Genomic DNA, 24,921 nt, shown 5'->3' on the forward strand with positions numbered 1-24,921 from the left:
AACCTATCCGAGGTTCTTTTCTTCTGCTTATTTTGAAATGGTGATAGACGATGCCGACTTTGTTCTTTTAGTAACTGAAAGTGCTACTGGATACAAAATAACCATTACGATTGTATTCAGTGCAATTGCTGGTAAAACACCTGCAGCAAATAGTGCTGTGAAAGGTCCTGGTAAGCCAACAATGAGATGTGCTGTGCCTAAAAAGATTGAGCCTGAAACGAATGTACCAACTGCTGTTAAGACTCCAACACTAATAATTGAATTTCGATAGTTCTTTAATGCCAAGAATAAACCAAAAAAGATCAATGCCGTGATAGGTTTATCAATGATATTTGGAAGCTGGCCGCCAGGAAAGCCTGTTGTAAGCGCAGATAATCCGCCTGTCACAATCGATAAAAGCATAACACTCTTTATTTCTGGAATAAGAATAATTCCTAAAAACATCATTGCTAGCATCATATCTGGTTTAATGGTTAGGAATGCGGGCATTACCGTGTGCAAAACTACACCAATTCCAGCCAAAAGTGATAGGACAACTAAATTCTTTGTATTCATTTCTCGTCTCTCCTCTGCTTTTCTAAGCTATTAGTTCCTCCTATGGTGCGCTAAATGCCCACAGCGAAAAACTTGTTATCATTATAGCACAGGTATATAAAAATAATAAAGAAATAATTTTCAGATAATTTAAAGAATCTAAAAATGCTTATTAATGTTTGCGGCCATTTCCTTTAGTAATTGTGGTGAATAATCGCTTGTATTTGTTTTCCAAACGGCTCCAAATCCATCCCCTAGACCATAGCGTGGCAGTAAATGCATATGGAAATGAAAAACGGTTTGTCCAGCATGCTCACCGTTATTATTAACCAAGTTTAAGCCAAGTGGCTGATATTCTTTTTTTAATGCATTTGCAATAGCAGGTACAGATTCAAATATGTTTTTAGCAATTTCAGGAGTGAGTTCAAATAAATTTTCTTTATGTACTTTAGGAATAACAAGTGTATGTCCCTTTGTCACCTGACTAATATCTAGAAAGGCCAAGACATGTTCATTTTCAAATACTTTTGCAGCAGGAATTTCGCCCTTGACAATTTTACAAAAGATACATTCACTCATGATATAAGCAACCCCTTTATTTAAATTTATCCGTATTTTACCATACAAAACAGCAATTAAAAAGAAAGAGACAGGATCCGCATGGAATCCTGTCCTCTCGAAGGGGCATTACTTCATTTTATACGTTCATTCAGGAATTACCTTTGATAAACACCTCATTTTACAATTTAGTGTTTTTTATAAAGAGTAATCATTGTTCAAGCTGACCATCCCCTATGTTGTTTTTATAGTGTTGGTTATCAACTAATAAAAACGGATGATAATCTGCCGTAAACACCTCATTTATTTTTTTGATAAATAGCTGGTGTTAACTGAACTCTAAATGGTTACAAGGCAACTTGTGCAAAACAACCATCCCCTTATTTGAAACGTTTAGAAGCTACGTGTTTGAAAAGTTAAATGTCTTTAACAGACACCTCATTTCAAATTTTAGATGAATCACTTCATCAAGTAGTTGTTTCCCCTTCAAATATTATGATGTCCCGTTTAAATTGAAATATACAAAAAAAATCAAGAAATTGAATTTCTATTTTTATCAAGCGCAATTTGGTAAAATGTAAAGTAATTATGCTATGGAGGGACTTGCACATGTCTTTATTATCGATTGAAGGCCTTATAGGAGGATATACACGGAATCCTGTTTTAAAAGATATATCCTTTGAAGTAAATGAAAAAGAACTAGTAGGATTAATCGGTTTAAATGGCGCTGGGAAAAGTACCACGATCAAACATGTTATCGGTTTAATGGAACCGCATCGCGGACAAGTAAAAATAAATGGACAATCCATTACGGAGGATAAAGAAGCATATCGGAAAATGTTTACTTTTGTGCCGGAAACACCAGTTTTATACGATGAACTCACCCTCGAAGAGCATTTAACCTTAACCGCTATGGCTTACGGATTAGATAAGGCTACATCGGAAACAAGAATAGAGAAATTATTAGCTGAGTTTCGTATGGAAAAAAGATTAAAGTGGTTTCCAGCTCATTTTTCTAAAGGGATGAAACAAAAGGTAATGATTATGTGCGCTTTTTTGGTACAGCCCTCTCTTTATATTGTGGATGAGCCGTTTGTTGGTCTTGACCCACTTGGAATTCAATCCTTGCTTGATTTAATGAAAAAAATGAAAGAAAATGGGGCGGGAATATTAATGTCTACGCACATCCTTACCACGGCCGAAAAATACTGTGACCGATTTGTTATTCTCCATGAAGGAAAAGTTCGAGCAAAAGGTACATTAGCTGAGCTGCGAAACCAATTTTCCATGCCAGGAGCTTCATTAGATGACCTCTATATCCAATTAACAAAGGAAGAAAACCATGTTTGATGAAAAAAAACTATGGAAAGACAGATCCGGTCATCGATTAAAAGAATTTGGTGTTTACCTTCGATATATTCTAAATGGTCACCTAGTTGTAGTCATGCTATTTTTAATAGGAACGGCAGCTTTTTATTATCAAAATTGGATAAGTACACTTTCAGCGGAGTTTCCTGCAGCGCTCATCATTGCGTTACTGTTAGGGGTGTTTTTAACCCACAGCCCTGTGTATACATTTTTGCTTGAGGCGGATCAGGTGTTTTTAATTCCGCTTGAAACGAAGTTAAAAGGATATTTCTTTCGGGCTGGATTGGTTAGTCTAGTTTTTCAAGGATATATTGTATTAATGATCTTAGCAGTATTGATGCCAATTTATGCACATGTCAGTGCAAATGGCTTTAAATCATTTTTTATTTTTCTATTTGTTCTTTTGATCATGAAAGCATGGAATATTGCAGTAAACTGGAGGATTCACTATTATGTGCAGCCATCGGTTTATATTTGGGATATGGTTGTTCGTTATTTCATTAATGCATTATTTACTTTTTTAGTGTTTAACAAAGCAAATGTCCTCTTTTTACTCATTTTTATTTTCATCATGGCAGCTTATTATTGGTCCTTTTTTGTGAAAACGAGAAAAATGGGTTTGAAATGGGATTTACTCATTACTCAAGAAGAGAAACGGATGGCTTCATTTTATCGGTTGGCGAATTTATTCACTGATGTACCGAAACTAAAGGATACCGTTAAAAGAAGAAAATGGCTTGATTTGTTTATTAATCAAATTTCTTTTTCACAAGAGAATACCTATCATTATTTATTTGCAAGAACATTCCTTAGATCATCAGATTACTTAGGTCTGTTTATTCGATTAACTGTTATTGGTGCCGTTGCACTGTATTTTATCTCCTTTGGAGTAGGGCAATTAGTTCTCTCACTGTTATTTATTTATCTAACAGGATTTCAACTTTTACCCTTAGCGAATCATCACCAAAACAAGCTTTGGATTGACTTATACCCAGTTTCACTAAAACATAAAACAAATGCTTTCCAATCGATTCTATTGACTATTCTTTATATTCAATCCTCCCTATTTGCCATAATTATTTTGGTAAAAGGGGAATGGTTGTTTTCGGTAATCGTTCTACTTTCAGGAATCCTGTTTAGTTTTTTATTTGTAAATGTTTATAGTAAGAAGAGACTAAAAATATGAATGGATTTTGAGAAAAACTAATATCTTTTTGCTAAAGGGGTGAGAGCATGAATGAATATGAGTTAAAGGTATATGGTGAAGTGGTCGAGTGGAAAAGGAAATTAACGAGACGTTCTGGGATGATGAATCGTATTTCAAAAAAAGCGCAAAGCAAAATAAATGATATGATCCCTGAAAAAGTTCATGAAGTGATGACAGAAAGCATTAAAGGGATGGTTAAAACCACCTTATTCGGTTCGCAGTTAACGACCAACAAAAATCAAGCTTCGGGGTTGACACTTGCTGCGCGAGATGAATTAATGCAAAAAAAGACGGCAGTTTTTCAGAAAACGGCGCTAGTTGAAGGTGCTGGGACTGGTGCTGGTGGTATCCTGCTTGGTCTTGCTGATTTTCCATTACTCCTTTCAATTAAAATGAAATTTCTCTTTGAAGCTGCAGCTATTTATGGATTTAACACAAAAGAATTTGAAGAAAGGCTATTTATTCTTCATATCTTCCAGCTGGCATTTTCAAGTGATGAGATTCGTCGGGAAACATTAACTGAAATTGAAAATTGGGAAGAGAGACAGCAAACACATGTTGAACTGGATTGGCGTAAATTTCAACAGGAATATCGGGATTATATTGACCTTGTGAAAATGTTCCAATTAGTTCCTGGAATTGGTGCTTTTGTAGGAGCTTATGCCAATAATAATCTTTTAAAGCATTTAGGAGAAACTGCTATGAACGCCTATAGGTTAAGAATTCTAAAAAAGGCCCCTGAACTTTAATAAGTTCAAGGGCTTTGCTTATTCTACTCCGTGGATGTTTATTGCTGCTGTGCCGAGTGTTTTTGCTGCAATTAGCATGGCCTTTTCATCAATATCGAATTTTGGATGGTGGTGCGGGTAACCAGGGTCTGCACCAGGAGGCATAGCACCTGTGAAAAAGAAGGTTCCTGGTATTTGCTTTAAATAATAGGCAAAATCTTCTCCACCCATTTGCGGTTCGGATTCTTCGATATGGATAACTTCAGGTACTTCCTTGGCTGAAGCAATCAGAAATTCAGTTTCTTTTGCATGGTTTACAACAGCTGGATAGCCTCTTTCAAACAAATAGCTATAGGTGCTATCAGACAGATAACATGTACCCTTGATGATTCTTTCGATTTCATCTTCAATGAATTGGCGAACATCGTCATTGAAGGTCCGAACGGTTCCAATAAGCTTTGCTTTATCAGCAATCACATTAAAGGCATTTTCAGCGGTAAAACAGCCAACAGTGACGACTGCTGAATCAACAGGATTTACCTTCCTGCTGACAATTTGCTGTAGATTTATTACTAGTTGTGAAGCAGTAACGATGGCATCCTTTGTCTTATGAGGTTGTGCACCATGCCCGCCTTTACCCTGAATGTGAATTTCAAATCGATCAGCTGCGGCCATAATCGGACCTGTCCGGTATTGGATGGTTCCAGTAGGTTCACTAGCCCATAAGTGAGTGCCAAATATGACATCAACACCATCTAAACAACCATCCTCTATCATCGTGGCTGCTCCACCTGGTGCAATTTCCTCCGCATGCTGATGGATAAAAACATAATTTCCTTCGAGTTCATCCTTTAATTCATTTAGTACCTTTGCGAGTATGAGAAGAGTTGCTGTATGACCATCATGTCCGCAAGCATGCATAACCCCGGGTACCAAAGATTTGTACGGTACATCCTTTTCATCCTGTATTGGTAATGCATCAAAATCTGCTCTTATTGCTACAGTTTTACCTGGGTATTTACCATTGATCTTTGCGACAACGCCATTACCGCCAACATTTCCTTTTACGTCAATTCCAAGTTTTTCATAGAATTCCTTGATAAACTGAGCTGTGTTATATTCATGAAAGGACAATTCAGGGTGCTGATGCATATACCTGCGAATCGATACCATTTCTTCATAGTAATCTTCTAATTTTGAATATAATTGTTTTATCATTATCATTAATAATCCCCCAACTTCCAAAAATTAAAAATTATTGTCAAACTATTTTAACACTTTTACACTATTATGTAGATTTTTATATTCTTGGCTATATATGGATGGGTGATGTTGTCGATCTTTATTTACACTTTCTTTAGGAATAAATTAACAAAGAGATAAAAAAAGAGGTTTGGTCATCGTTGGTGTTATGATGACCATTTACATGATTTTTCCATGAGGTTTGGTCATCATTGGTGTTATGATGACCATTTACATGATTTTTCCATGAGGTTTGGTCATCATTGGTGTTATGATAACCATTTACATGATTTTTCAATGAGTTTTGGTCATCATTGGTGTTATGATGACCATTTCTATGATTTTTCAATGAGTTTTGGTCGTCATCATCGTTGCTATGATGACCATTTCAAAAAAAATTGCCGAGAAATTCACCCTTTCTCGACAACCTAAGAGGTTAAACAGCCTCTTTCTTCATATTAAGAAGATTGCAACGATGGTGGTGACTACCAGGCCAATTATGACCGGAAGCAAATTACGCCTTGCCAATTCAAATGGATCAACGTTGCAGATCGCTGCAGCAGGGATTAACGCCCAAGGTACTAACGTTCCGCCACCTACCCAAATGGCTGCAATTTGGCCAAGAGCAGTTAGAGTGGCTACACCTTTACCATTTGCGACAGCGAACAAACCTGCGACTGATCCAGCAAGTGAGATTCCAGAAAAACCTGATCCATCTAATCCTGTAATTGCCCCGACAGTAGTTAGTGTTACGGCCCCGACCACCTTGCTTAATGGAACAATATTTGCTAACGCAATCCCAAGATCATTTACGATTCCTTGGGAGCCATCTGGTAAAAAGTTGCCAATGATTTTTCCAAAACCAGCATCACCTAAGTAGAAAAAGGCAGCTATGGGGATGACAGGTCCAAAAACCTTAAACCCAAATGTGAATCCTTCAATTAAATAGCTTGTACTTTTTTCTAGACCCTTGTTTTTATGGCTGACCATCGTGATAAGCAGGAGGATAAAAATAGATGTTCCGCCAACTAAAGCAGTTGCGTCGCCGCCAGTAAGGTCAAGGAGGAACATACCAGCAACGTCAACGGCAAATAAGATTGGAACTAGAATGGCAAAGAATCTTTTTTGTCCAATAGTGAGTAGACTTTTCTCGGTTGTTGTTTCCAGGTCCGAATCAACAGGAACATACGGGGTTGGCTGAAGTAAACCGTTCTTCATATCTCTCTTTAGAAAATAGAAAGCAGCAATCGTAGTAACAATGCCCATCGTAAATACTAATGGAATACTCGCGCTGATGACATCACCAATCGGAATTCCAGCAGCATCTGAGGTTAGTTTCGGTGCAGCTTGAATAACAAAATCCCCTGATAAGGCAATCCCGTGTCCAAACAGGTTCATTGCCATGGCAATACCCAATGCAGGAAGTCCTGCTCGTAAGGCAACAGGAAGCAGTACGGCACCAAGCAGGGCAACAGCCGGAGATGGCCAGAAGAACCATGAGATGACCATCATTAAGATACCAATCGTCCAGTAAGCTAGTGCAGGGCTACGGATTAATTTGGTAAAAGGTGAAATCATAACATCATTAATACCGGTAGAAGTTAGTGTTTTGCTCATAGCGACAATGATTGAAATGACTAAGATGGTTGATAACAACTCTGTAATCGCATAAATAAAACTGTTGAAAATACTACTTACTGAACTACTTAAGGAGCCCGTTGCCGTAATGGCAATAAGGAAAATTCCGAGGATACAAATCAGTGTTGTATCTCTTCGCTTCACCATAAATCCAATAATAAGAGCAATAAAGACCACATATATCCAATGGAGCGCTGAAAGCTCGATAAGCATACTTGTGACCTCCTTTCCACTTCATCTAAGGACGAAACCTAGTTATTCGCCCTTTGGATGTAATACAGAATATGAGATTACATGCAAGTGGTGAAAAGGATTTGAACAAATGTAAGAGTAAAAACGACTTTTTTTTGACACTTACCATCGTAATCTATACACAAATAGGAATAATCGATATAGTGAAAACAGTGTTATATACTCAATAAGTTTTAATTTTTAGCTACATAGATTAGAATAATACAAGACACTCTTTGAAAGGTGGATTTATTTAGATGAAAAAGCAATTCAATGAAACATTTTTAAAAGCAGCAAGAGGAGAGAAAACAGACCACGTTCCAGTTTGGTATATGCGACAAGCAGGGCGGTCACAGCCTGAATATAGAGAGATTAAGGAAAAGTACTCTTTATTTGAAATTACTCACCAGCCAGAGTTATGTGCGTATGTTACGCGTCTTCCAGTTGAGCAGTATAATGTTGATGCGGCAATTCTTTATAAAGATATCATGACACCGCTTCCGGCAATGGGAATGCAGGTTGAGATAAAATCTGGTATTGGCCCTGTGATTGACAATCCAATCACTTCCTTAGCAGATGTTGAAAAACTTGGTGAATTACATCCGGAAGAGGATGTGCCATACGTTTTAGATACAATCAAATTATTAACACAAGAACAATTGTCCGTACCTCTAATTGGATTTTCTGGTGCTCCTTTTACACTTGCTAGTTATATGATTGAGGGAGGACCATCAAAAAACTATAACAAGACAAAAGCATTTATGTATTCTGAACCGAAAGCATGGTTTGCATTAATGGACAAACTTGCTGATATGGTAGTCACATATGTCAAATCGCAAATTAATGCCGGCGCTAAAGCGATTCAAATCTTTGATTCGTGGGTTGGGGCGTTAAATGTTGAAGACTACCGCTATTTTATTAAGCCGGTAATGAATCGAATTTTCACTGAACTAAGAGAAGAGAATGTTCCACTTATTATGTTTGGAGTCGGTGCGAGTCATCTTGCGAGGGAATGGAATGACCTTCCACTTGATGTTGTGGGTCTAGACTGGCGTTTGCCAATTCAACAAGCGAGACAAATGGGAATTCAAAAAACGGTCCAGGGTAACCTTGATCCAGCAATCCTGCTAGCACCTTGGGAAGAAATTGAGGAAAGAGCAAAAGCAATCTTAGATCAAGGAATGGCTCAAGGTGGATATATCTTTAATCTTGGTCATGGGGTATTCCCATCTGTGAACCCAGCAACCTTGAAGAAATTAACCTCATTTGTCCATGAGTATTCTGCTTCAAAGTTAAGCAAATAAGAACTTTGTTAGAATGTTTATTATGGTAAATTAGTTATTTTTTTGGCACAATATAATATGCATGAAAAAAAGGGGCCCTAAACAATTAGAGGCCCTCTAAATCCTTAATTTGAAGAAACATGACTTAATAATGAGGTGCACCAGATGACTAAAAAGAAAATGGGATTGCTAGTAATGGCATACGGAACCCCATATGATTTAGATGACTTGGAAAGATACTATACACATATTCGCCATGGAAGAAAGCCAACTCAAGAAATGATTGACGAGTTACGCGATAGGTATGAGGCCATTGGCGGAATATCGCCATTAGCAAAAATTACGCTTGAGCAGGCTAAAAAACTCGAAGAGCATATTAATGCTATTCAAGATGAAATACAGTTTAAAATGTATCTTGGCTTAAAGCATATTGAACCGTTTATCGAGGATGCTGTTAAGGAAATGCACGAGGATGGGGTTAAAGAAGCTGTGAGCATCGTCTTAGCGCCACATTTTTCAACGTTTAGTATAAAATCGTATAATAGCAGGGCAGAAGTAGAAGCCGAAAAACTCGGCGGCATTTCTATCACCTCAATTGATAGCTGGTACGATGAACCGAAATTTATAACCTACTGGTCAGAAAAAGTGAAAGAAATTTATCAACAAATGCCTCAAGAGGAAAAAGAAAACGCCATGATGATTGTTTCAGCCCATAGTCTCCCAGAGAAAATTTTGCAATTTGGTGACCCATATCCAAGTCAGCTTCAAGAAACTGCAGATTTAATTGCAAAACAGGCTGGTATTAAGAACTATACGATTGGCTGGCAAAGTGCAGGGAATACGCCTGATCCATGGTTAGGTCCGGATGTTCAGGATTTAACTCGGGACTTAGCGAAAGAACATCCATATAAGGCATTTGTATACGCCCCTGTTGGCTTTGTATGTGAACACTTAGAAGTGCTCTATGACAACGATTACGAATGCAGAGTAGTAGCAGAAGAAGTAGGAGCAAATTATTATCGTCCTGAAATGCCAAACGCACATGATGACTTAATAGATGCAATGGCCACAGTTATTTTAAAAAAATTAGCAAGAGCTAATGACTAGTAATAGAAAGAAGGGTGACATCCGTGACGGAAGAAAAACAGGTGGTAGCGATCATTGGAGGAGGAATTGCAGGACTTACTGCAGCATTCTACCTTCAAAAACTAATTCTCGAGAAAAAGCTGCCTATCGAGATTAAACTAATTGAAGCATCTCACCGTCTCGGAGGTAAAATGCAAACCGTTATAAAAGACGGTTTTACCATTGAAAGAGGACCTGATTCATTCCTATCGAGAAAAACGAGCATGATTAAACTTGCAAAGGAAGTAGGAATGGAGGACCAATTGGTATCCAATTCGACTGGAAAATCATATGTGCTTGTTAAGGATAAGCTTTATTCGATGCCTGGTGGGTCAATAATGGGAATCCCGACTGAAATTGGACCATTTATTACAACAGGGCTATTTTCGATTCCTGGTAAGATTAGAGCAGCAGCTGATTTTGTATTACCAAAATCCGCATGTAATGTTGACCAATCCTTAGGTGAGTTTTTTCGACGAAGGTTAGGCAATGAGGTGGTTGAAAATTTAATTGAACCGTTATTATCGGGAATTTATGCAGGTGACATCGATAAAATGAGCTTAATGTCGACCTTTCCTCAATTCTATCAAGTTGAACAAAAATATCGAAGTCTCATTCTGGGTATGAAAAAAACCGCACCAGCAAAGCCGAAAAACGAGGAACCAGCCGAGAAGAAAAAAGGTGCATTTTTAACCTTTAAGTCTGGTCTACAGTCCTTTGCAGAAGCGATTGAGGGAAAACTAGACCCTAAGTCTATCTTAAAAGGGTATCGGGTTGGAAAAATTACAAAGACGAATAAACGGTATGAGCTTTATTTAAATAATGGTGAAACATTGATCGCTGATTGCGTTGTAGCAGCAACTCCGCATAAAATCACACAGTCGATGTTCTCTGACTATCGGTTTTTTGATCCATTTAAGTCAGTCCCATCAACATCGGTTGCTACCGTTGCCCTGGCGTTTCCTGAAGAAGCCATAAAAACAGATATCGATGGAACGGGCTTTGTGGTTTCTAGAAATGGAGATTATTCTATAACAGCATGTACCTGGACACATAAAAAATGGGCTCATTCTACTCCGAAAGGTAAAGTTCTACTGCGCTGTTATGTTGGAAGAGCTGGAGAAGAAACAATCGTAGATCTATCAGATGATAGAATTATAAACATTGTTCTTGACGATTTGAGCAGAACAATGGATATCGGGATGCAGCCTGAATTTGCAGTTGTTTCACGCTGGAAAGATTCTATGCCTCAGTACACGGTTGGACATAAACAACGGCTAGAGACCATTAATAGCAATATTAAATCTGAATTGCCTGGGGTCTTTTTAGCCAGCGCCTCCTTTGGCGGTGTTGGCCTGCCTGATTGTATTGACCAAGGTGTGGAAGCGGTAAAGGGAGTATTAGACTATTTAAATGTGAAAGAATGAACCAGAAGCTGTTTGCAAAGATAGCTTCTTTTTTTGGAATGATTGGACTTGGAGGGATTTGTATGAAACTAACTATTATCGGTTATTGGGGAGGATACCCGAAAAAGAATGGAGCAAGTTCAGGATATTTACTGGAACATGATGGATTTAATCTCCTGATTGATTGTGGCAGTGGTGTGCTTGCTAAGATGCAAAATATAATTGAGCCAGAAGAACTTGATGCGGTTCTAATTTCCCACTATCATCCAGACCATATTGCAGATATAGGGGTCCTGCAGCATGCTCGATTGATCCAGGGCTTTTTAGGTAAGAGCTTTCCAACTTTGCCTATCTATGGACATCCTTTTGACCAAACTGAATTTACAAAATTAACCTATAAAGAAATTACCAAGGGAATATCCTATGAGCCAAATGAAATCCTGTCTGTGGGGCCATTTCAAGTTACTTTTCTTAAAACGGATCATCCAGTACCCTGTTATGCAATGAGAATAGAAGCGAATGGGAAGTCAATCGTGTACACAGGTGATAGTTCCTTTAAAGAGGAATTTATCGAGTTTACTAAAGGTACTGACCTTTTGTTATGTGAATGTAATTTCTATCAACAACAAAACGGAAAGTCTGCAGGTCATATGAATAGCATTGATGCGGGCCAATTTGCGGAAAGAGCAGGTGTTAAACAATTAATTCTCACCCATCTTCCACATTACGGTGAATTATCTAAGCTTATTCATGAAGCAAGTACTGAATATACTGGTATTATAAAATTGGCAGATGATTTTCAAACCATTTCACTATAAGAAAGGAAAGATAGTATGTTATTTATCGATAATAAAGGTATCACTGACCCACGTATCAATCTTGCCATTGAAGAATATGCATTGAAAAATCTCGATATCAATGAAACGTATTTATTATTTTACATAAATGAGCCATCAATCATTATTGGAAAAAACCAAAATTCTGTAGAAGAAATTAATACCGAGTATGTAGAGAGTAATGATATTCATGTCGTACGAAGATTGTCTGGTGGTGGTGCCGTTTATCATGATTTAGGCAATCTTAATTATAGTTTTATAACAAAAGATGATGGAGATAGCTTTCACAATTTCCGCAAGTTTACAGAGCCAGTTATTGCTGCACTTAACCAGATGGGCGTTAATGCGGAATTAAGTGGTAGAAATGATATTTTAGCAGAGGGAAGGAAAATTTCCGGCAATGCGCAGTTTTCGACAAAGGGTCGGATGTTCACTCATGGAACGCTGCTATTCAATTCCGAAATGGACCATATTGTTTCCGCGTTAAGGGTGAAGAAGGACAAAATTGAATCCAAAGGGATCAAGTCAGTTCGTAGCAGGGTGGCTAATATTTCAGAATTCTTGTCAGACAAGATGACGATCGAAGAGTTCCGATCTTCACTGCTGAAATATATTTTTCAAGGTGAAGAAGTAACGGAATACGTCCTTACGGAAGAGGATTGGGATAAGATTCACCAGCTCTCAAAAGAAAGATATCAAAACTGGGATTGGAACTATGGAAAATCTCCAAATTTTAATCTGCAGCACTCCCATCGTTTCCCAGTGGGACAAATTGATGTCCGGTTAGATGTTGAAAAAGGGGTCATTAAACACTGTAAAATATATGGTGACTTCTTTGGTGTTGGCGATGTAAGCGAAATTGAGAATAAGCTGAATGCAGTTCGTTACGAAAAAAGTGAGTTAGAAGCTGCACTTAAAGAGGTCGACACGACTTATTATTTTGGAAAAGTTTCAAAAGAGGAATTTATCAATTTAATTTATTAAAAGGAGAAACGATGATGAAAATCATCGTTTCTTTTTTAGGCTTTTTGTCCGGTAGGTTCACACAACCAAAGTGAAAATACCCTTCATATATATGGATAGACAAGTATTTTACTGGAGTTGATGTTTATGGATGAAATCACCGTTGCTCAGATGACTTTTGAAGAAATTTCTCCTATTGTCCCATATGTAATTAAAGGAAGAATGAGGGTGAGAAATACAGAAAACACCATTTGGTTTGGTGCGAAGCTTGGGGATGAAATAGTTGGTGTAGTTTCTTGTGTTTTACGTCGATCATATGTTTATTATAATTCTGACTTTGTTAGAAAAGAATATAGAAAAAAAGGTATATATGCTCGTTTATTTGAAGAAAGGGACAAGTTCGTTTTAACACTAAACAGGGACTTAATTAAGGCAAAGTGCACACCCAATTCCCTGAATCATTACTTAAAGAATGGGTTTGTAGCAACAGCAAAGGGGAGAAGCTTAACTCCTGTTGAAAGAAGAATATAAAAAAGGAGGAGCAATTGCTCCTCCTTTGGGTTTTATAATACTCTACGGGCAGTAACATAATTTTTCGTTGCCCAATCAGAGTTTAGGTTTTCCTTTATAGTTCCTTTTCCTTTGATTAGATGGACGAATTGATTATCACCCACATAAATTCCGACGTTGGTGATGGAAGTTCCAAGATTATTTGAGGAAAAGAAAATTAAATCGCCCTTTTGTAGATTCGCTTTCTCCACAGTTTGTCCTAATGTAGCTTGGTAGCTGGCAAGGGTTGACTTTAAATTAATACCATGCTGATTATAAACATATTTCGTAAAACCAGCAGGTGTAAAGGTAAGGGTATTTTCATTATAAGCGTATCCAAAGTTAGCTTTTCCAACAAGGCTTGCAGCAAAAGCTACAATATTATCTGCTTTAGTTGGTACTACTGGTGATGTTGTTTCAGGACCTGGTGCAGGTACTGGCGCTGGTGCTGGTACTGGTACTGGTGCAACTGGAGTATCAGTAATTACCCGTCTTGCCGTAATATAGTGTTGTTGGTCATAATAAGGGAGCATGAAAATTCTAGTAACGGTTCCGTAGGCTGTTGACGCTAACAGTAAACGATGATCGCCTCCGTAAATACCGACTAATGCTGGTGTAGAAGAACCTATTTTACTATTAAAGAAAACAAGGTCACCTTTAGTTAGTTTATCCCTAGAAACTGGCTGCCCCAATTTCATTTGCTCATTTATATTGGTTGTTCCTAAATTAATACCAGCTTGCTTATAAATGTGGTCCACTAATCCTGCATTTGTGAATGTTGCTGTTGCTGGATTATTCGTTGTTGAATTAATTTTCACTTTATCTTTTAAAGCGAAATAACCTGAAACCACCTGATCCCCTTTAGTGGCAGGGTTTGCTGATAAAAGACTTGGCAATACTCTTTTTGCTTTTACATAATTATTTTTATAGTAAGAAGTGCTATCTAAGTCAGAGATGGTTACGTCCAGTTCAGGATTAGCCATGTGAATAATCTTATTATCACCGATATATAATCCTACATGATCAGTTGGATCTGTATTTCCTGGATTTGCATCGAAGAAAACAAGATCTCCCTTTTGGAGTTGATCTCTTGGAACTTCATATCCTTGTTCCATCATATATTCCTCTGTAGATGTTGCTAAATCAACTCCATTTTGTTCAAATACAAAATTAATAAATGAAGCGCATGCAAATTGGTAGGGGTACGTTTTCTTAACATCAGAGCTATACTGTGCTTTACCAATTAAGTTTTTGGCTGTTGCGATAAGTGCATCAGCTTTAGCATCCACTGCTGCTTGATTATTGTAAGGATTTTGAATGGCTGTTGTTGCAGCGGCTACATGATTAGGACTAGTATTGATAATTGGAATACTCATTCCACTAACAGTAATCATGAGCGCGACTGAAGTAGTAATCAATTTCTTTTTCATATATATTTCTCCTCGCTTCCTGAATGTTTTACTCCGGCGTGGGAACAAAATCATCTTAACATAGAAAACAGAGGAGAATCCGAGGGAACTTGTTCCTTAATTTCCAGAATTTATTTTTTGAAAAAGGCGGCAAGTTCAATCATTGTCGTGTTATTTCCAAAACTCTTAATCAATAATGTTGAATTCTCATTCAATATTTCCTTTAGCAGTGTGTAAACTTGACTGTAATTAGTAAATGAATAAATTTTCGGCTTTAATCCCAGTTCAAGGGTATGGTTGGCCATTTCCTTTGCACGATTTCCAACGGTGATAATTGTATCTACACCATATTTGTTTACAATTGCGCTAGCTTCTTTATGAAGTTGGCTACTATATTCTCCCAGGGAAGCCATATCGGTAAATAATGCGATTCTATGTTTACCGTCTGCTACATGATTTAAGACCTTCATACCAGCCTCTAAAGAGGTTGTATTGAAATTCCAGGTATCATCTATTATCGTTGCTCCGTTATAACCAGTAGCTATTTCTAAATGTCTACCGAGATTTTTGAATGATCGTAAACGATTTGCTGCTTGTTTCATATCAATTCCAATTTCATTTACTGCAGCTAATGCAGCTAATGCATTAGCAACTTGGTGATCTCCATATCCTGGAATAAATATTGGCAAGCTTATTTTATGGCATTTGAGTGTAAATTGCATTCCGCCCTCCATGTATTGAATGTTCGTTGCACGGAAGTCTGCACGGTTCGTGATACCAAAGTAGACAATCTTTCCTTTGAAATTCACTAAACTGATTGCCTTGGTCTTTTCGTCATCAGCATTTAAGATTAAAACACCATGATCACCTACGCCTGTTATCATTTCTCCTTTTGCGGATACATAGGCTTCAATGGTTTTGCAGGCATTTAAATGGCATGCACCAATATTTGTAATGATTCCTATCGTTGGTTTGAAATATCGACAAGCATATCGAATATCACCTGGCCTTCCTACCGCCGTTTCAATTACTGCAGCTTCTGTACGCTCATCTATTCCCAGGATATAGTGTAAATGTGCAAGCCTTGAGTTGGCACTGCTGACCGTTGCTTGGACACTTTTCTGCTCTTTAAGAATATGAGCAATCATTTCCTTTGTTGTCGTTTTCCCGCATGTACCTGTTACTGCTACTACTGGAATAGAAAACAATTCTCGATAGTATTGAACAAAACTCCAAAATGCACTTTTTACATTTTTTACTTTAACCACGGTTAACCCATTTATTAATTTTAGTCCTTCAAAATCAAGGTCAGTCACAATGGCACAAGGAAGTCTAGATTTAATATAACTCAAATCTAATTCAAATTTATTTTTTATAAAAATGAGTACATTTCTCTTCTTTCTTCGAATTTTTTTATAATAAGGTATATAGTCAATAACAAATTCATCAGAGCCTTGGATTAATTCTCCATCGATTATCTGTCTGATTTCGAAAACGGAAAAAGCTTTCATGATTGTTTCATGCACTTCCTATCCTTAAGTAAGTTCACTTGTTATTGTATGAAATTTTTTTCTGTGGGATTGTACACATAACTATAAATAATCAACTGTTCACCCATGTTAATTTCGTAAATGTTGAAAAAGTCGATACAAAAACTCGATTTCCTTCATAACATATAGGGCGTTCATCTTTGTCAGGGAAAATAGGAGTGAGGAGAATGAGAACAATCATTTTTATAGGATTAAATAAATCCGGGTCGAGCAGAGAAGCAGTAAAAGCTGCAAATGTCTTAGGATATTATACGGTTGTATTTACGGATCAAGAAAAACAAATCCAGCAAAGAAGCGAATATAACGATGTTCATCAACTCACATTCGTTGATACTAATAATACAGAAGAATTAAGAGGACAAATTAGAGTGTTACAGCAGAGGGGACATGAGATTATTGTCATCACCAGCTTTGTTGATAATTATGTTCTTACGGCGTCGTCATTAGCCGATGAATTTTGTAAAAACCTCATTTCCACTGAGGCTATTTCGATTATGGAAAATAAAGAAAAGACACGAACATTTTTCTCAAACCAAACTTTTACCCCTAAATTTGAGTTAGTAAAAAAGGATATTCACGATCCATTTGATTTAACCCTTGAAACATTTCATTTTCCAGTGGTAGTAAAGTTTGCCTCCTCAACTGGATCGAAAGATGTGATATTTGCTTCAAACATGAGGGCACTAGAAAAAAACGTTGGTAAGCTGCGAACAAAAAACCAACAAGAAACAATCATTATTGAAGAGTATGTGGATGGAGATCAATACTTAGTGGAGGTTCTTGTCTCGAACTGGAAGGTACACATTGCTGCAATCATCAAGCAAGAAATTACAAAGGGGAAACGATTTATTGTTACAGGATATGGGTTATTAGCAGAGGTGCCGGCAATTTTTGAAGACAGTTTAATTGATGTAATCGAAACCATTGTTTCATCGTTAGCATTTAAAAATGGTGCATTTCATTTAGAACTAAGATTTACTGAGGATGGCTGGAAATTGATTGAAATTAACCCAAGAATATCGGGCGGGGCCATGAACAAAATGATTCAATCTGCCTATGGTTATAGCTTAGTAGAAGAAACGCTAAAAATGTTAGCGGGAGATGAACCATCAATAGATAGGCGTACAAATCATTACGTTTTTACACAGTATGTTATTCTTGAGAATAAGGGTTTTTTAGAAAAGGTAACAGGTAAGGGAAGGGCAATGGCTACACCTGGTGTAGTTGAAGTGTATGTAAAGCCAAAGAGCGGGGCGTATGTAACATCGCCTTTGTCAATGGGACACCGGTATGCATATGTTATTGCTAAAGGAGACACGCTTGAAGAAGCACAAAGCACAGCGAAGCAAGCCGCCAATGAACTTACTTTTCACATAAGAATAGAGTAAAAAAGATCCCCATAATCGTTAATATGGGGATCTTTTTTACTCTATTCTATTTTTTAACACCTATGGATGAGGTGATAATTTGAACGGTATTAAACATATTCATGATACTTGCACCTTTTACAAGAATCGTATCCTTTACTTGCAAAATTTCTAGCAGGTATTCGTGCATCGATTCCTCATCTATGAAATGTTTGAAATTTTGTGAAGGTAATCCTGCATTAATTGCCTCAAGTCCCATTTCTTTGGCATAACGGCCATAGGTAATAACAACATCTACGCCCTGTTTTACTAAATATTTACCTATTTTTTGATATTGCTCCATTCTTCTTTCTCCAAGCCCAATCATCCGACCTAGAACAGCTATTTTTCTTGCGGCACTAATATTTTTTAAAACATCAATTGCTGCTATAACCCCTTGAGGTGTTGAATGGACGGAATCATCTATCAAGGTAACGGAGTGATTTAAGTGGTAGATGGTTAATCGACGCGGCGGCTTTTTAAATAGTAATCCTGATTTTATTTCAGGAGGGGAGAAGCCTAGATAATCTGCCACGGCAATCGCATTTAGAGCATTATAAACATGGTGATCACCATAAATAGGAATATAAAACGACCACTCCTTGTTGTGAAGCTTCACTTTAAAATTCATACCATTTTCAACATATGAAATATTATAAGCTCGATAATCAGCAGGATTTTTTATTCCTATCGTGATAATTTCCCCCTTAAACTGATCGATTTCAAGTAATTTTGAATTCTCGTCATCGTTGTTAATAAATAAAATACCGTTTTGCTTTGTTCCATGAATTAATTCTGATTTGGCTTGAGCAATTTTTTTAATATCCCCATCGAAGTTTCCGATATGCGCCATTCCGACATTCGTAATGACACTTATATTGGGCTGGATAATCCTGCAGTGTTCTGTTATGACCCCCGGGAACCCCATCCCATATTCTAAGACAACAGCTTGATGGTTGGAATTAATTAAATCTGCATGGATTTGAGTATGGTCGGTTCTATTCCAGTAATCCTTAGATTCAAATATATTCCATTTTTTTTTGAGGATGGATGAAATAAAAGATTTAGTCGTTGTTTTCCCTGCACTCCCAGTTACAGCAATAATTGGAACCTTTCTTTTTTGCCTATCCATTTTCTTAAATTCCCGAATATCTTGTTTAACTTTGATGTGGTGATGGGCCAAGTATATCGCATATTGAATCGTGTTTCTGACTACATCAAGTTCTAAATAAAAGGCTGGTGGGCAGCCAGGGCGCCAGTTCACCTCGTAAATCCAAAGTTTATGGTTTTCATCTAACCCAACATCAATCCCAATCTCATCAATGACCTCTGAGTATTCAAGCATTTGAAGCTCATCGAGGTGGCGGGCAAGGCTAAGGGTAAAGAATTCAAGTGTCTTCTTAATATTAAATGCTTTTTCCTTATCAAATTCCTGGTTAAGAAACGGCTCAAGATAATTGGTATATCCGCCATTATTGATATTGGTAATAATAGTACCCGCAGTAGCGATTCGCGGATAAATGGTGGTAATGACCCATTTGCCGTCTCCATTTTTCTGTGCATGGAGGCGAAAGTCAAAGATAAGCCCTGATTTTGTTTTGCTGTTAATATATGGTTGAACAATATAGGTGTTTTCCGAAAGTATAGCGGCTAAAAACTCATTCAGCTCTTTTGGTGTATAGAAAGTATCCTTGCAATCTTTATTGACAATAAAGCCTTCCACAGTATTTTTTATAAAATAGATACCTTGGCCTTTTCGGCCATCAATAGGTTTCACTACAACATCACTATACATGCTCAAAAATTCGTTAAGATCGTTCCAATCATTAAGCACCTTTGCTGGAATTAGATTATTTGCAAATAGCTTTCCTTTTTTTAGCCTTTCATTTATAGCCCATTTATTTCCTAGCGAAACAGTGGTAAATGGAATCGTTTCCTTTAACAGATTAATAATATCCTTTGAGACATCAAGTTTCTCAGGACTGCCAGTATTATAAATAACATCTGGAAATGGTGTGGTTTTTTCCTCCCATGAGCCATTTTTATATTCATAACCTTCAATCATTTTGCTATCAAAATTTACGCCCTTTGGAGTGAAATATATAAATTCAGCACCTTCAGCCTTTGCGACAACAGCATAGGCATAGGCCTTAATAACCGTATTAGGATCCTTTCGATGATGGAGCATACCTATTATGGTCATGGAAATCCCCTTTCTTTTATTTCATACTGATAAAATATGATTAATTAGGAAGTTTTGTTATGGATAGGTGCGGAAGGAGAATTTGAATCTTAGAACTTTATGCTTGAATACCTAAATTTCTTTAAATATAATGTATTTAGAAAATTTATATGATTTGGTGAATGGATACTCATTCAAAAAAGGGGAGAGACACAGTTGAATCAAATTTTACTGGAGATTAATAATCATGTTGCCATCGTTACCATTAATCGTGCTGAATCTCTTAATGCCTTTAATTATGAAACATTGTTAGAATTACAAAATAAAGTAGAACAAATTCGAAGTAATCAAGATATCCGTGCAGTGATCTTTATTGGCTCAGGTGAAAGGGCATTCAGTGTTGGCGCAGATTTAAAGGAGCGAAAGAAGCTTACAGATGAACAAGTAAAACGCAATTTATATAAAATAAATGAGGTTTTTAACTCAATCGACCAGCTCCCGCAGCCAACTATTGCTGCAATCAATGGATTTGCATTTGGAGGTGGGATGGAGTTAGCCCTTGCTTGTGACTTTCGAATTGCTGCCGAAGAAGCAGTTATGGGGTTAACGGAAACAGGTCTTGCGATTATTCCAGGTGCTGGAGGGACGCAGCGTCTGCCTAGATTAATCGGGCAGGCTAAAGCACTTGAGCTAATTCTTACTGCTCAACGATTTACTGCGGCTGAAGGATTGGCCTTTGGGGTTCTGACAAAAGTTGTTAGGCAGAAAGAGCTGCTGACAGCATGTACAGCCTTTGCAGACACACTACTTGCAAATGGTCCAATTGCGTTGCAGCAAGCAAAGTTTGCGATTAAAAATGGGATGAATGCGGATTTACATACTGGACTTCAGATTGAGAGGAAGGCATATGAAGTGACCCTGCCAACAGAAGATAGAATAGAAGCATTACAAGCCTTTGTTGAAAAAAGGAAGCCTGTCTTCAAAGGGAAATAGCATGGTGAATCTTTCGCCATGCATTTTTATTTCTTTCTTTTTGAATATTTGATAAAATTTAACTTTGATTGAGGAATGAAAGAGGGATTTAATGGTGTCTGATATCGCGATCGGAAAAGAATCATCTGAATTTAAAAAGGGCTTGCAGGCTGGGATAAGTATTGGGATTGGTTATTTTCCAATTGCGCTGACTTTTGGACTTCTCGCTAAAACAACGGGATTGTCGATTTATGAATCAGTGTTAATGAGTATGATTGTATTTGCAGGGGCTTCACAATACATTTCACTCAGTTTAATAGCTTATGGGACAGGAATAGTTGAAATCATATTAACAACCTTCATCGTAAACATTCGCCATTTTCTTATGTCGACTTCTTTGAATGAAAAGTCTGAAGATGATGATCTAAGTAAGAAAATGATTTATTCATTTGGAATTACCGATGAAACATTTTCTGTCGTGGCAACGAAAGAAGGGACAGTAACGACTGGATTTATGTTTGGGGTTAATTTGGTGGCATATTCGAGTTGGGTGATTTTTACTGGGATTGGTCATTTGATTGGGGCAAGCCTTCCACAAACATTACAAGAAAGTATGGGGGTAGCACTTTATGCCATGTTCATTGGTCTCTTAGTTCCATCTTTGCAAAAAAGCGTTAAAGTGCTATATCTAGCCACACTTGCAGCAATCTTTAATTCAATCTTTACACTTGGCGGAATTATCGCACAAGGCTGGGCAATTGTTATCTCGACCATTTTGTCTGCCGTTATCATTGAGTTGATTGAAGTGGTGAAAGCGAAGCATTGGGGTGTAAACGATGAAAAGTGAAATTATATGGATGATTATAGGGATGGGGATCGTTACCTATATACCGAGGATGCTTCCATTTGTTTTGTTTAAAGGGAAAGAACTGCCGCCCTTTATTCAAGGAGTCCTTAAAAACGTACCATATGCAACATTAGGTGCATTAATTTTTCCAGCCGTTATCTTAATACAAAAAGATGATATCTGGTATGGAATTGTTGGTGCTGCCGCAGCTTTTGCTGCTGCTCTTTTAGGAGCAAATGTAATTGTTGTTGTGCTTGGGTCAATCACAGTCCTTGCTCTATATTCCTATTTTCTTTAAGCCGATAAAATTCGGCTTTTTTTGTTCTAAATATGAACTTTATTACTAAACTATGTATAGAGAGGTTGTACAAAAAGGGGGACAAACATTACATGGTTAGAAAAATGGGAGTCTACGCAGTTTTGGCCTATGTGATATATGGGTTATTTTTTTATTGGTACTTATTTTACTTTGCAGATTCAAGTCTGCCCTTTGAATATCAAGGTACGAAAGCAGATCCTGCCAGCTTTTTAAATGGAAGAGAGTTCATGTTAACGGAAGAGTATTCAAAGATTAAAAATTTGTTGTTTTTTCTATCGACACCTTTCGAGTGGCTTTTCTATTTTCTGATTCTGTTGTTTGGATTTTCAAAGGCGTTTAAATCATGGGCAGAAAGTTCATCCAAGTACAAGTTGCTTCAAACAGCTATATACCTTATTTGGCTTTCGTTTTTTGCCTTTGTGGCAACATTGCCCCTAAGCTATATTAGCCATTCTTTGTCAAAGACCTATAACATCTCGACACAGACTTTTCCGTCATGGATGAAGGAAGAACTAATTGATTTCTGGATTAATTATGGAACGTTAATGATCATTGTTCCAGTCATATACTGGCTGATGAAGAAAAGTGTAAAACGCTGGTGGTTCTATGCATGGTTATTGTCGATTCCATTTACTTTGTTTATGATGTTTTTACAGCCTATCGTCATTGATCCGTTATATAATGATTTTTATCCATTGAAAAATAAAGAGTTAGAAACAAAGATTCTAGCGTTGGCAGACAAGGCTAAAATTCCAGCAGAACATGTCTTTGAAGTGAATATGGCAGAAAAAACAAACTCAATGAATGCTTATGTAAATGGCATCGGCTCTAATGCAAGAATTGTCCTATGGGATACAACCTTGAATCAATTATCAGATGAGCAAATTTTATTTATCATGGCCCATGAGATATGTCATTATGTTGAAAAGCATATTTATATCGGAATAGCGATTTATTTACTGCTTTCGTTAATTGGTTTATATCTCACGTACCGAATAATGAACTGGGCTGTTAACCGTTTTGGAAAAGAATTAAAAATACCTGATGTTAAAGACATTCGATCCTTACCGCTATTCTTCATGATCCTTTCCATGTTAATGTTTACTGTGAGTCCTTTTTCCAATCTAATTTCTCGATATGAAGAAACACGTGCTGACAGGTATGCCATAAATATGACCCAGAATCCAGATGTAGCGATTACATCCTTCCAAGAACTAACCCGTTCAGGATTAAGTCAAGTTAATCCGCCATTACTTGTTAAGATTTTCCGATACAGTCACCCTACGATGCTCGAACGCATTTCTAGTTTGGAAGAATTTGAATTAAAGCAACGGACAAAAGATAAATAATAAAAGGGAAAGGAGTTTAAGCTCCTTTCCCTTTTATTTAAAAAAATAGAATAAGTTTTTGAACTTAGTTTACTGTCCAGCGCAAGCGGCCCTAGCGGCTAGTGTCCTTCGCTCTTCGCCCTACGATAAGTCAACATCGAATCGCCTCTGGCTCTTCGTGTTTCCTTTATCTTGGTTGAAGCGCTCCAGGCCATACGCCGCTGACCAGGGCGCTTGCGCATTTCTAAGTTCCAAATCGTTTGTTTATTTCAGCAAGTTGTTTTGATAAATAGTAAAAGTTTTGTTTATCCCGATGATCGATAGCAACATCAATTTTCTTTTGCAGCTTTTCTTTTTCCACCGTCAATTGAATTTCTGATAAAAGCATATCAATGTACAAATCCTGAACAAAATTCTCTTTCCGTTGACGTTTCATGGCACCAATCTTCATTAATTCCGTGTATGATTTCTCATTCATCAAAATCACCTCTGATGCTTTTTATTATTATATGGATTTATTTTAATAATATCATTGAACTTTTATAATGTTCAGACATTTATTTTTGTAATAACTTTGTGAATAAATTCGCAACAATTTAAAAGTTTAAATCAACCTGAAAATAAACATGATATGATGGATAAAATTGCTAATGGAGTTGAAGATATGAAGCTGAAGCAAATTGAAGAATATGAAGTAAATCCATTTACGATGTTTATTAAACCTATCGTTTATGGCAGTAAAATTTACTCGGAAATTTTTGAAGTTGAAGACAAATTTTTATCCCCATTTAAACCGCTTGATATCATTAAAAATAGTTGTGAATATTATGGATCTGATTATGAAGGCCGCAGAAACGGAACAAAGCGGCTAGTTGGATATGCACATAAGATCCCAATTACGATTGACCCCACAAACCGTTTATTTTTCTTCCCAACCACATCACCTAACAGTCAAGAATGTATTTGGATTTCCCAAGAACATGTAAAAAAATGTATTCGAACTAATCCTCAAGAAACGTTAATCCTTTTTAATAATAATCAGTCCTATACATTTCCTGTTTCATGCAGATCGATTATGACTCAATTGGAAAGAGCCGCACACTTAAGTACGAAGTTAATGCAAAGAATTGAATACAATGAAAGAAAATCATTTTATTTATTACAGCGTCCTAAAGCGATGGAGGCATCAGAAGATTCGTTTAGATATGGGAAAAATAAGATTAAAGATAAATCTTAATAT

Annotated in this window: 24 protein-coding genes; 15 read left to right on the top strand and 9 right to left on the bottom strand. The window is 37.0% G+C overall.

All coding sequences use genetic code 11. The annotated features are described in order from the left end of the window. Positions 1-27: 27 nt before the first annotated feature. Positions 28-555, bottom strand: a complete 528-nt coding sequence (locus tag BLR86_RS15845) for a tryptophan transporter (RefSeq protein ID WP_090763266.1) — start codon at positions 553-555, stop codon at positions 28-30. A gap of 138 nt (positions 556-693) precedes the next feature. Continuing rightward, positions 694-1,113 (bottom strand): HIT family protein, encoded by a 420-nt coding sequence (locus BLR86_RS15850; RefSeq protein WP_090763269.1) that lies wholly within the window; start codon positions 1,111-1,113, stop codon positions 694-696. A gap of 588 nt (positions 1,114-1,701) precedes the next feature. Between BLR86_RS15850 and BLR86_RS15855 the strand changes: the two genes are divergently transcribed. The 3 genes from BLR86_RS15855 to BLR86_RS15865 are packed head-to-tail and all read left to right on the top strand — an operon-like array spanning position 1,702 to position 4,416. Next, a complete protein-coding gene (locus BLR86_RS15855) occupies positions 1,702-2,442 on the top strand; it encodes an ABC transporter ATP-binding protein (RefSeq protein ID WP_090763272.1) in 741 nt (246 codons plus the stop codon). Beyond that, positions 2,435-3,646, top strand: a complete 1,212-nt coding sequence (locus tag BLR86_RS15860) for an ABC transporter permease (protein ID WP_090763275.1) — start codon at positions 2,435-2,437, stop codon at positions 3,644-3,646. The genes BLR86_RS15855 and BLR86_RS15860 overlap by 8 nt, the downstream gene beginning before the upstream one ends. Before the next feature lie 47 nt (positions 3,647-3,693). After that, a complete protein-coding gene (locus BLR86_RS15865; protein WP_090763278.1) occupies positions 3,694-4,416 on the top strand; it encodes an EcsC family protein in 723 nt (240 codons plus the stop codon). Between the two features lie 18 nt (positions 4,417-4,434). Here the strand turns inward: BLR86_RS15865 and BLR86_RS15870 are convergent, their stop codons facing one another. From BLR86_RS15870 to BLR86_RS15875, 3 genes are all read right to left on the bottom strand, one after another. Beyond that, positions 4,435-5,613, bottom strand: a complete 1,179-nt coding sequence (locus tag BLR86_RS15870; RefSeq protein ID WP_090763728.1) for a M20 family metallopeptidase — start codon at positions 5,611-5,613, stop codon at positions 4,435-4,437. 139 nt (positions 5,614-5,752) lie between these two features. Next, positions 5,753-5,986, bottom strand: a complete 234-nt coding sequence (locus BLR86_RS25715; RefSeq protein ID WP_139185632.1) for a hypothetical protein — start codon at positions 5,984-5,986, stop codon at positions 5,753-5,755. A gap of 104 nt (positions 5,987-6,090) precedes the next feature. After that, complete coding sequence (locus tag BLR86_RS15875; RefSeq protein ID WP_090763280.1) at positions 6,091-7,488, bottom strand: hypothetical protein; 1,398 nt, start codon at positions 7,486-7,488, stop codon at positions 6,091-6,093. 275 nt (positions 7,489-7,763) lie between these two features. On the opposite strand from BLR86_RS15875, the gene hemE reads away from it, so the two are divergent. The 6 genes from hemE to BLR86_RS15905 all read left to right on the top strand — a co-directional run bounded on the left by hemE (position 7,764) and on the right by BLR86_RS15905 (position 13,650). Next, positions 7,764-8,810: a uroporphyrinogen decarboxylase gene (hemE, locus tag BLR86_RS15880; protein WP_090763283.1), complete on the top strand. Its 1,047-nt coding sequence runs from the start codon at positions 7,764-7,766 to the stop codon at positions 8,808-8,810. 144 nt (positions 8,811-8,954) lie between these two features. Further along, complete coding sequence (gene hemH, locus BLR86_RS15885; RefSeq protein ID WP_090763286.1) at positions 8,955-9,896, top strand: ferrochelatase; 942 nt, start codon at positions 8,955-8,957, stop codon at positions 9,894-9,896. A 23-nt stretch (positions 9,897-9,919) separates the two neighbouring features. Further along, positions 9,920-11,341 (top strand): protoporphyrinogen oxidase, encoded by a 1,422-nt coding sequence (gene hemY / locus BLR86_RS15890; protein WP_090763288.1) that lies wholly within the window; start codon positions 9,920-9,922, stop codon positions 11,339-11,341. Positions 11,342-11,403: 62 nt separating this feature from the next. Further along, a complete protein-coding gene (locus BLR86_RS15895) occupies positions 11,404-12,138 on the top strand; it encodes an MBL fold metallo-hydrolase (RefSeq protein ID WP_090763732.1) in 735 nt (244 codons plus the stop codon). 15 nt (positions 12,139-12,153) lie between these two features. Beyond that, a complete protein-coding gene (locus tag BLR86_RS15900) occupies positions 12,154-13,140 on the top strand; it encodes a lipoate--protein ligase (RefSeq protein ID WP_090763291.1) in 987 nt (328 codons plus the stop codon). A 126-nt stretch (positions 13,141-13,266) separates the two neighbouring features. After that, positions 13,267-13,650 (top strand): GNAT family N-acetyltransferase, encoded by a 384-nt coding sequence (locus BLR86_RS15905; RefSeq protein WP_175492920.1) that lies wholly within the window; start codon positions 13,267-13,269, stop codon positions 13,648-13,650. Positions 13,651-13,682: 32 nt separating this feature from the next. On the opposite strand, the gene BLR86_RS15910 is transcribed toward BLR86_RS15905, so the two are convergent. Then, positions 13,683-15,098 (bottom strand): C40 family peptidase, encoded by a 1,416-nt coding sequence (locus tag BLR86_RS15910; protein WP_090763297.1) that lies wholly within the window; start codon positions 15,096-15,098, stop codon positions 13,683-13,685. A 110-nt stretch (positions 15,099-15,208) separates the two neighbouring features. Then, a complete protein-coding gene (locus tag BLR86_RS15915) occupies positions 15,209-16,603 on the bottom strand; it encodes a Mur ligase family protein (protein ID WP_254782347.1) in 1,395 nt (464 codons plus the stop codon). 191 nt (positions 16,604-16,794) lie between these two features. On the opposite strand from BLR86_RS15915, the gene BLR86_RS15920 reads away from it, so the two are divergent. Beyond that, positions 16,795-18,015 carry an ATP-grasp domain-containing protein gene (locus BLR86_RS15920; RefSeq protein WP_254782348.1) on the top strand — a complete coding sequence of 407 codons (1,221 nt, stop codon included), beginning with the start codon at positions 16,795-16,797 and terminating at the stop codon, positions 18,013-18,015. A 46-nt stretch (positions 18,016-18,061) separates the two neighbouring features. Here BLR86_RS15920 and BLR86_RS15925 read toward each other — a convergent pair whose 3' ends face one another. Beyond that, positions 18,062-20,236 (bottom strand): YheC/YheD family protein, encoded by a 2,175-nt coding sequence (locus tag BLR86_RS15925; protein ID WP_090763302.1) that lies wholly within the window; start codon positions 20,234-20,236, stop codon positions 18,062-18,064. Between the two features lie 195 nt (positions 20,237-20,431). Here BLR86_RS15925 and BLR86_RS15930 point away from each other — a divergent pair, with 195 nt between their 5' ends. The 4 genes from BLR86_RS15930 (at position 20,432) to BLR86_RS15945 (ending at position 23,702) form a co-directional block, all read left to right on the top strand. Further along, the gene (locus BLR86_RS15930) at positions 20,432-21,208 is read left to right on the top strand and encodes an enoyl-CoA hydratase-related protein (protein ID WP_090763305.1); all 777 of its coding nucleotides are present in this window, start codon (positions 20,432-20,434) and stop codon (positions 21,206-21,208) included. A 94-nt stretch (positions 21,209-21,302) separates the two neighbouring features. Continuing rightward, positions 21,303-22,034 (top strand): AzlC family ABC transporter permease, encoded by a 732-nt coding sequence (locus tag BLR86_RS15935; protein WP_090763736.1) that lies wholly within the window; start codon positions 21,303-21,305, stop codon positions 22,032-22,034. Continuing rightward, positions 22,024-22,332 (top strand): AzlD domain-containing protein, encoded by a 309-nt coding sequence (locus BLR86_RS15940; protein WP_090763308.1) that lies wholly within the window; start codon positions 22,024-22,026, stop codon positions 22,330-22,332. The genes BLR86_RS15935 and BLR86_RS15940 overlap by 11 nt, the downstream gene beginning before the upstream one ends. A 92-nt stretch (positions 22,333-22,424) precedes the next feature. Beyond that, positions 22,425-23,702, top strand: coding sequence for a M48 family metallopeptidase (locus tag BLR86_RS15945; RefSeq protein ID WP_090763311.1), 1,278 nt, complete (start codon positions 22,425-22,427; stop codon positions 23,700-23,702). Positions 23,703-23,925: 223 nt separating this feature from the next. On the opposite strand, the gene BLR86_RS15950 is transcribed toward BLR86_RS15945, so the two are convergent. Continuing rightward, positions 23,926-24,159: an IDEAL domain-containing protein gene (locus tag BLR86_RS15950; RefSeq protein ID WP_090763314.1), complete on the bottom strand. Its 234-nt coding sequence runs from the start codon at positions 24,157-24,159 to the stop codon at positions 23,926-23,928. Between the two features lie 153 nt (positions 24,160-24,312). Here BLR86_RS15950 and BLR86_RS15955 point away from each other — a divergent pair, with 153 nt between their 5' ends. Continuing rightward, entirely contained in the window at positions 24,313-24,918 is a 606-nt protein-coding gene (locus tag BLR86_RS15955) for a competence protein ComK (protein ID WP_254782349.1), read from the top strand. The last annotated feature ends 3 nt before the right edge of the window (positions 24,919-24,921 follow it).

The sequence above is a fragment of the Bacillus sp. OK048 genome (assembly GCF_900103525.1).
Lineage (GTDB): Bacteria > Bacillota > Bacilli > Bacillales > Cytobacillaceae > Neobacillus.

Excerpts from the sequence above, each read along its gene's own strand:
- BLR86_RS15845 (WP_090763266.1), bottom strand. The coding sequence starts at position 555 with ATGAATACAAAGAATTTAGTTGTCCTATCACTTTTGGCTGGAATTGGT.
- BLR86_RS15850 (WP_090763269.1), bottom strand. The coding sequence starts at position 1,113 with ATGAGTGAATGTATCTTTTGTAAAATTGTCAAGGGCGAAATTCCTGCT.
- BLR86_RS15855 (WP_090763272.1), top strand. The coding sequence starts at position 1,702 with ATGTCTTTATTATCGATTGAAGGCCTTATAGGAGGATATACACGGAAT.
- BLR86_RS15860 (WP_090763275.1), top strand. The coding sequence starts at position 2,435 with ATGTTTGATGAAAAAAAACTATGGAAAGACAGATCCGGTCATCGATTA.
- BLR86_RS15865 (WP_090763278.1), top strand. The coding sequence starts at position 3,694 with ATGAATGAATATGAGTTAAAGGTATATGGTGAAGTGGTCGAGTGGAAA.
- BLR86_RS15870 (WP_090763728.1), bottom strand. The coding sequence starts at position 5,613 with ATGATAAAACAATTATATTCAAAATTAGAAGATTACTATGAAGAAATG.
- BLR86_RS15875 (WP_090763280.1), bottom strand. The coding sequence starts at position 7,488 with ATGCTTATCGAGCTTTCAGCGCTCCATTGGATATATGTGGTCTTTATT.
- hemE (WP_090763283.1), top strand. The coding sequence starts at position 7,764 with ATGAAAAAGCAATTCAATGAAACATTTTTAAAAGCAGCAAGAGGAGAG.
- hemH (WP_090763286.1), top strand. The coding sequence starts at position 8,955 with ATGACTAAAAAGAAAATGGGATTGCTAGTAATGGCATACGGAACCCCA.
- BLR86_RS15895 (WP_090763732.1), top strand. The coding sequence starts at position 11,404 with ATGAAACTAACTATTATCGGTTATTGGGGAGGATACCCGAAAAAGAAT.
- BLR86_RS15900 (WP_090763291.1), top strand. The coding sequence starts at position 12,154 with ATGTTATTTATCGATAATAAAGGTATCACTGACCCACGTATCAATCTT.
- BLR86_RS15905 (WP_175492920.1), top strand. The coding sequence starts at position 13,267 with ATGGATGAAATCACCGTTGCTCAGATGACTTTTGAAGAAATTTCTCCT.
- BLR86_RS15910 (WP_090763297.1), bottom strand. The coding sequence starts at position 15,098 with ATGAAAAAGAAATTGATTACTACTTCAGTCGCGCTCATGATTACTGTT.
- BLR86_RS15920 (WP_254782348.1), top strand. The coding sequence starts at position 16,795 with ATGAGAACAATCATTTTTATAGGATTAAATAAATCCGGGTCGAGCAGA.
- BLR86_RS15925 (WP_090763302.1), bottom strand. The coding sequence starts at position 20,236 with ATGACCATAATAGGTATGCTCCATCATCGAAAGGATCCTAATACGGTT.
- BLR86_RS15940 (WP_090763308.1), top strand. The coding sequence starts at position 22,024 with ATGAAAAGTGAAATTATATGGATGATTATAGGGATGGGGATCGTTACC.
- BLR86_RS15945 (WP_090763311.1), top strand. The coding sequence starts at position 22,425 with ATGGTTAGAAAAATGGGAGTCTACGCAGTTTTGGCCTATGTGATATAT.
- BLR86_RS15950 (WP_090763314.1), bottom strand. The coding sequence starts at position 24,159 with ATGAATGAGAAATCATACACGGAATTAATGAAGATTGGTGCCATGAAA.
- BLR86_RS15955 (WP_254782349.1), top strand. The coding sequence starts at position 24,313 with ATGATGGATAAAATTGCTAATGGAGTTGAAGATATGAAGCTGAAGCAA.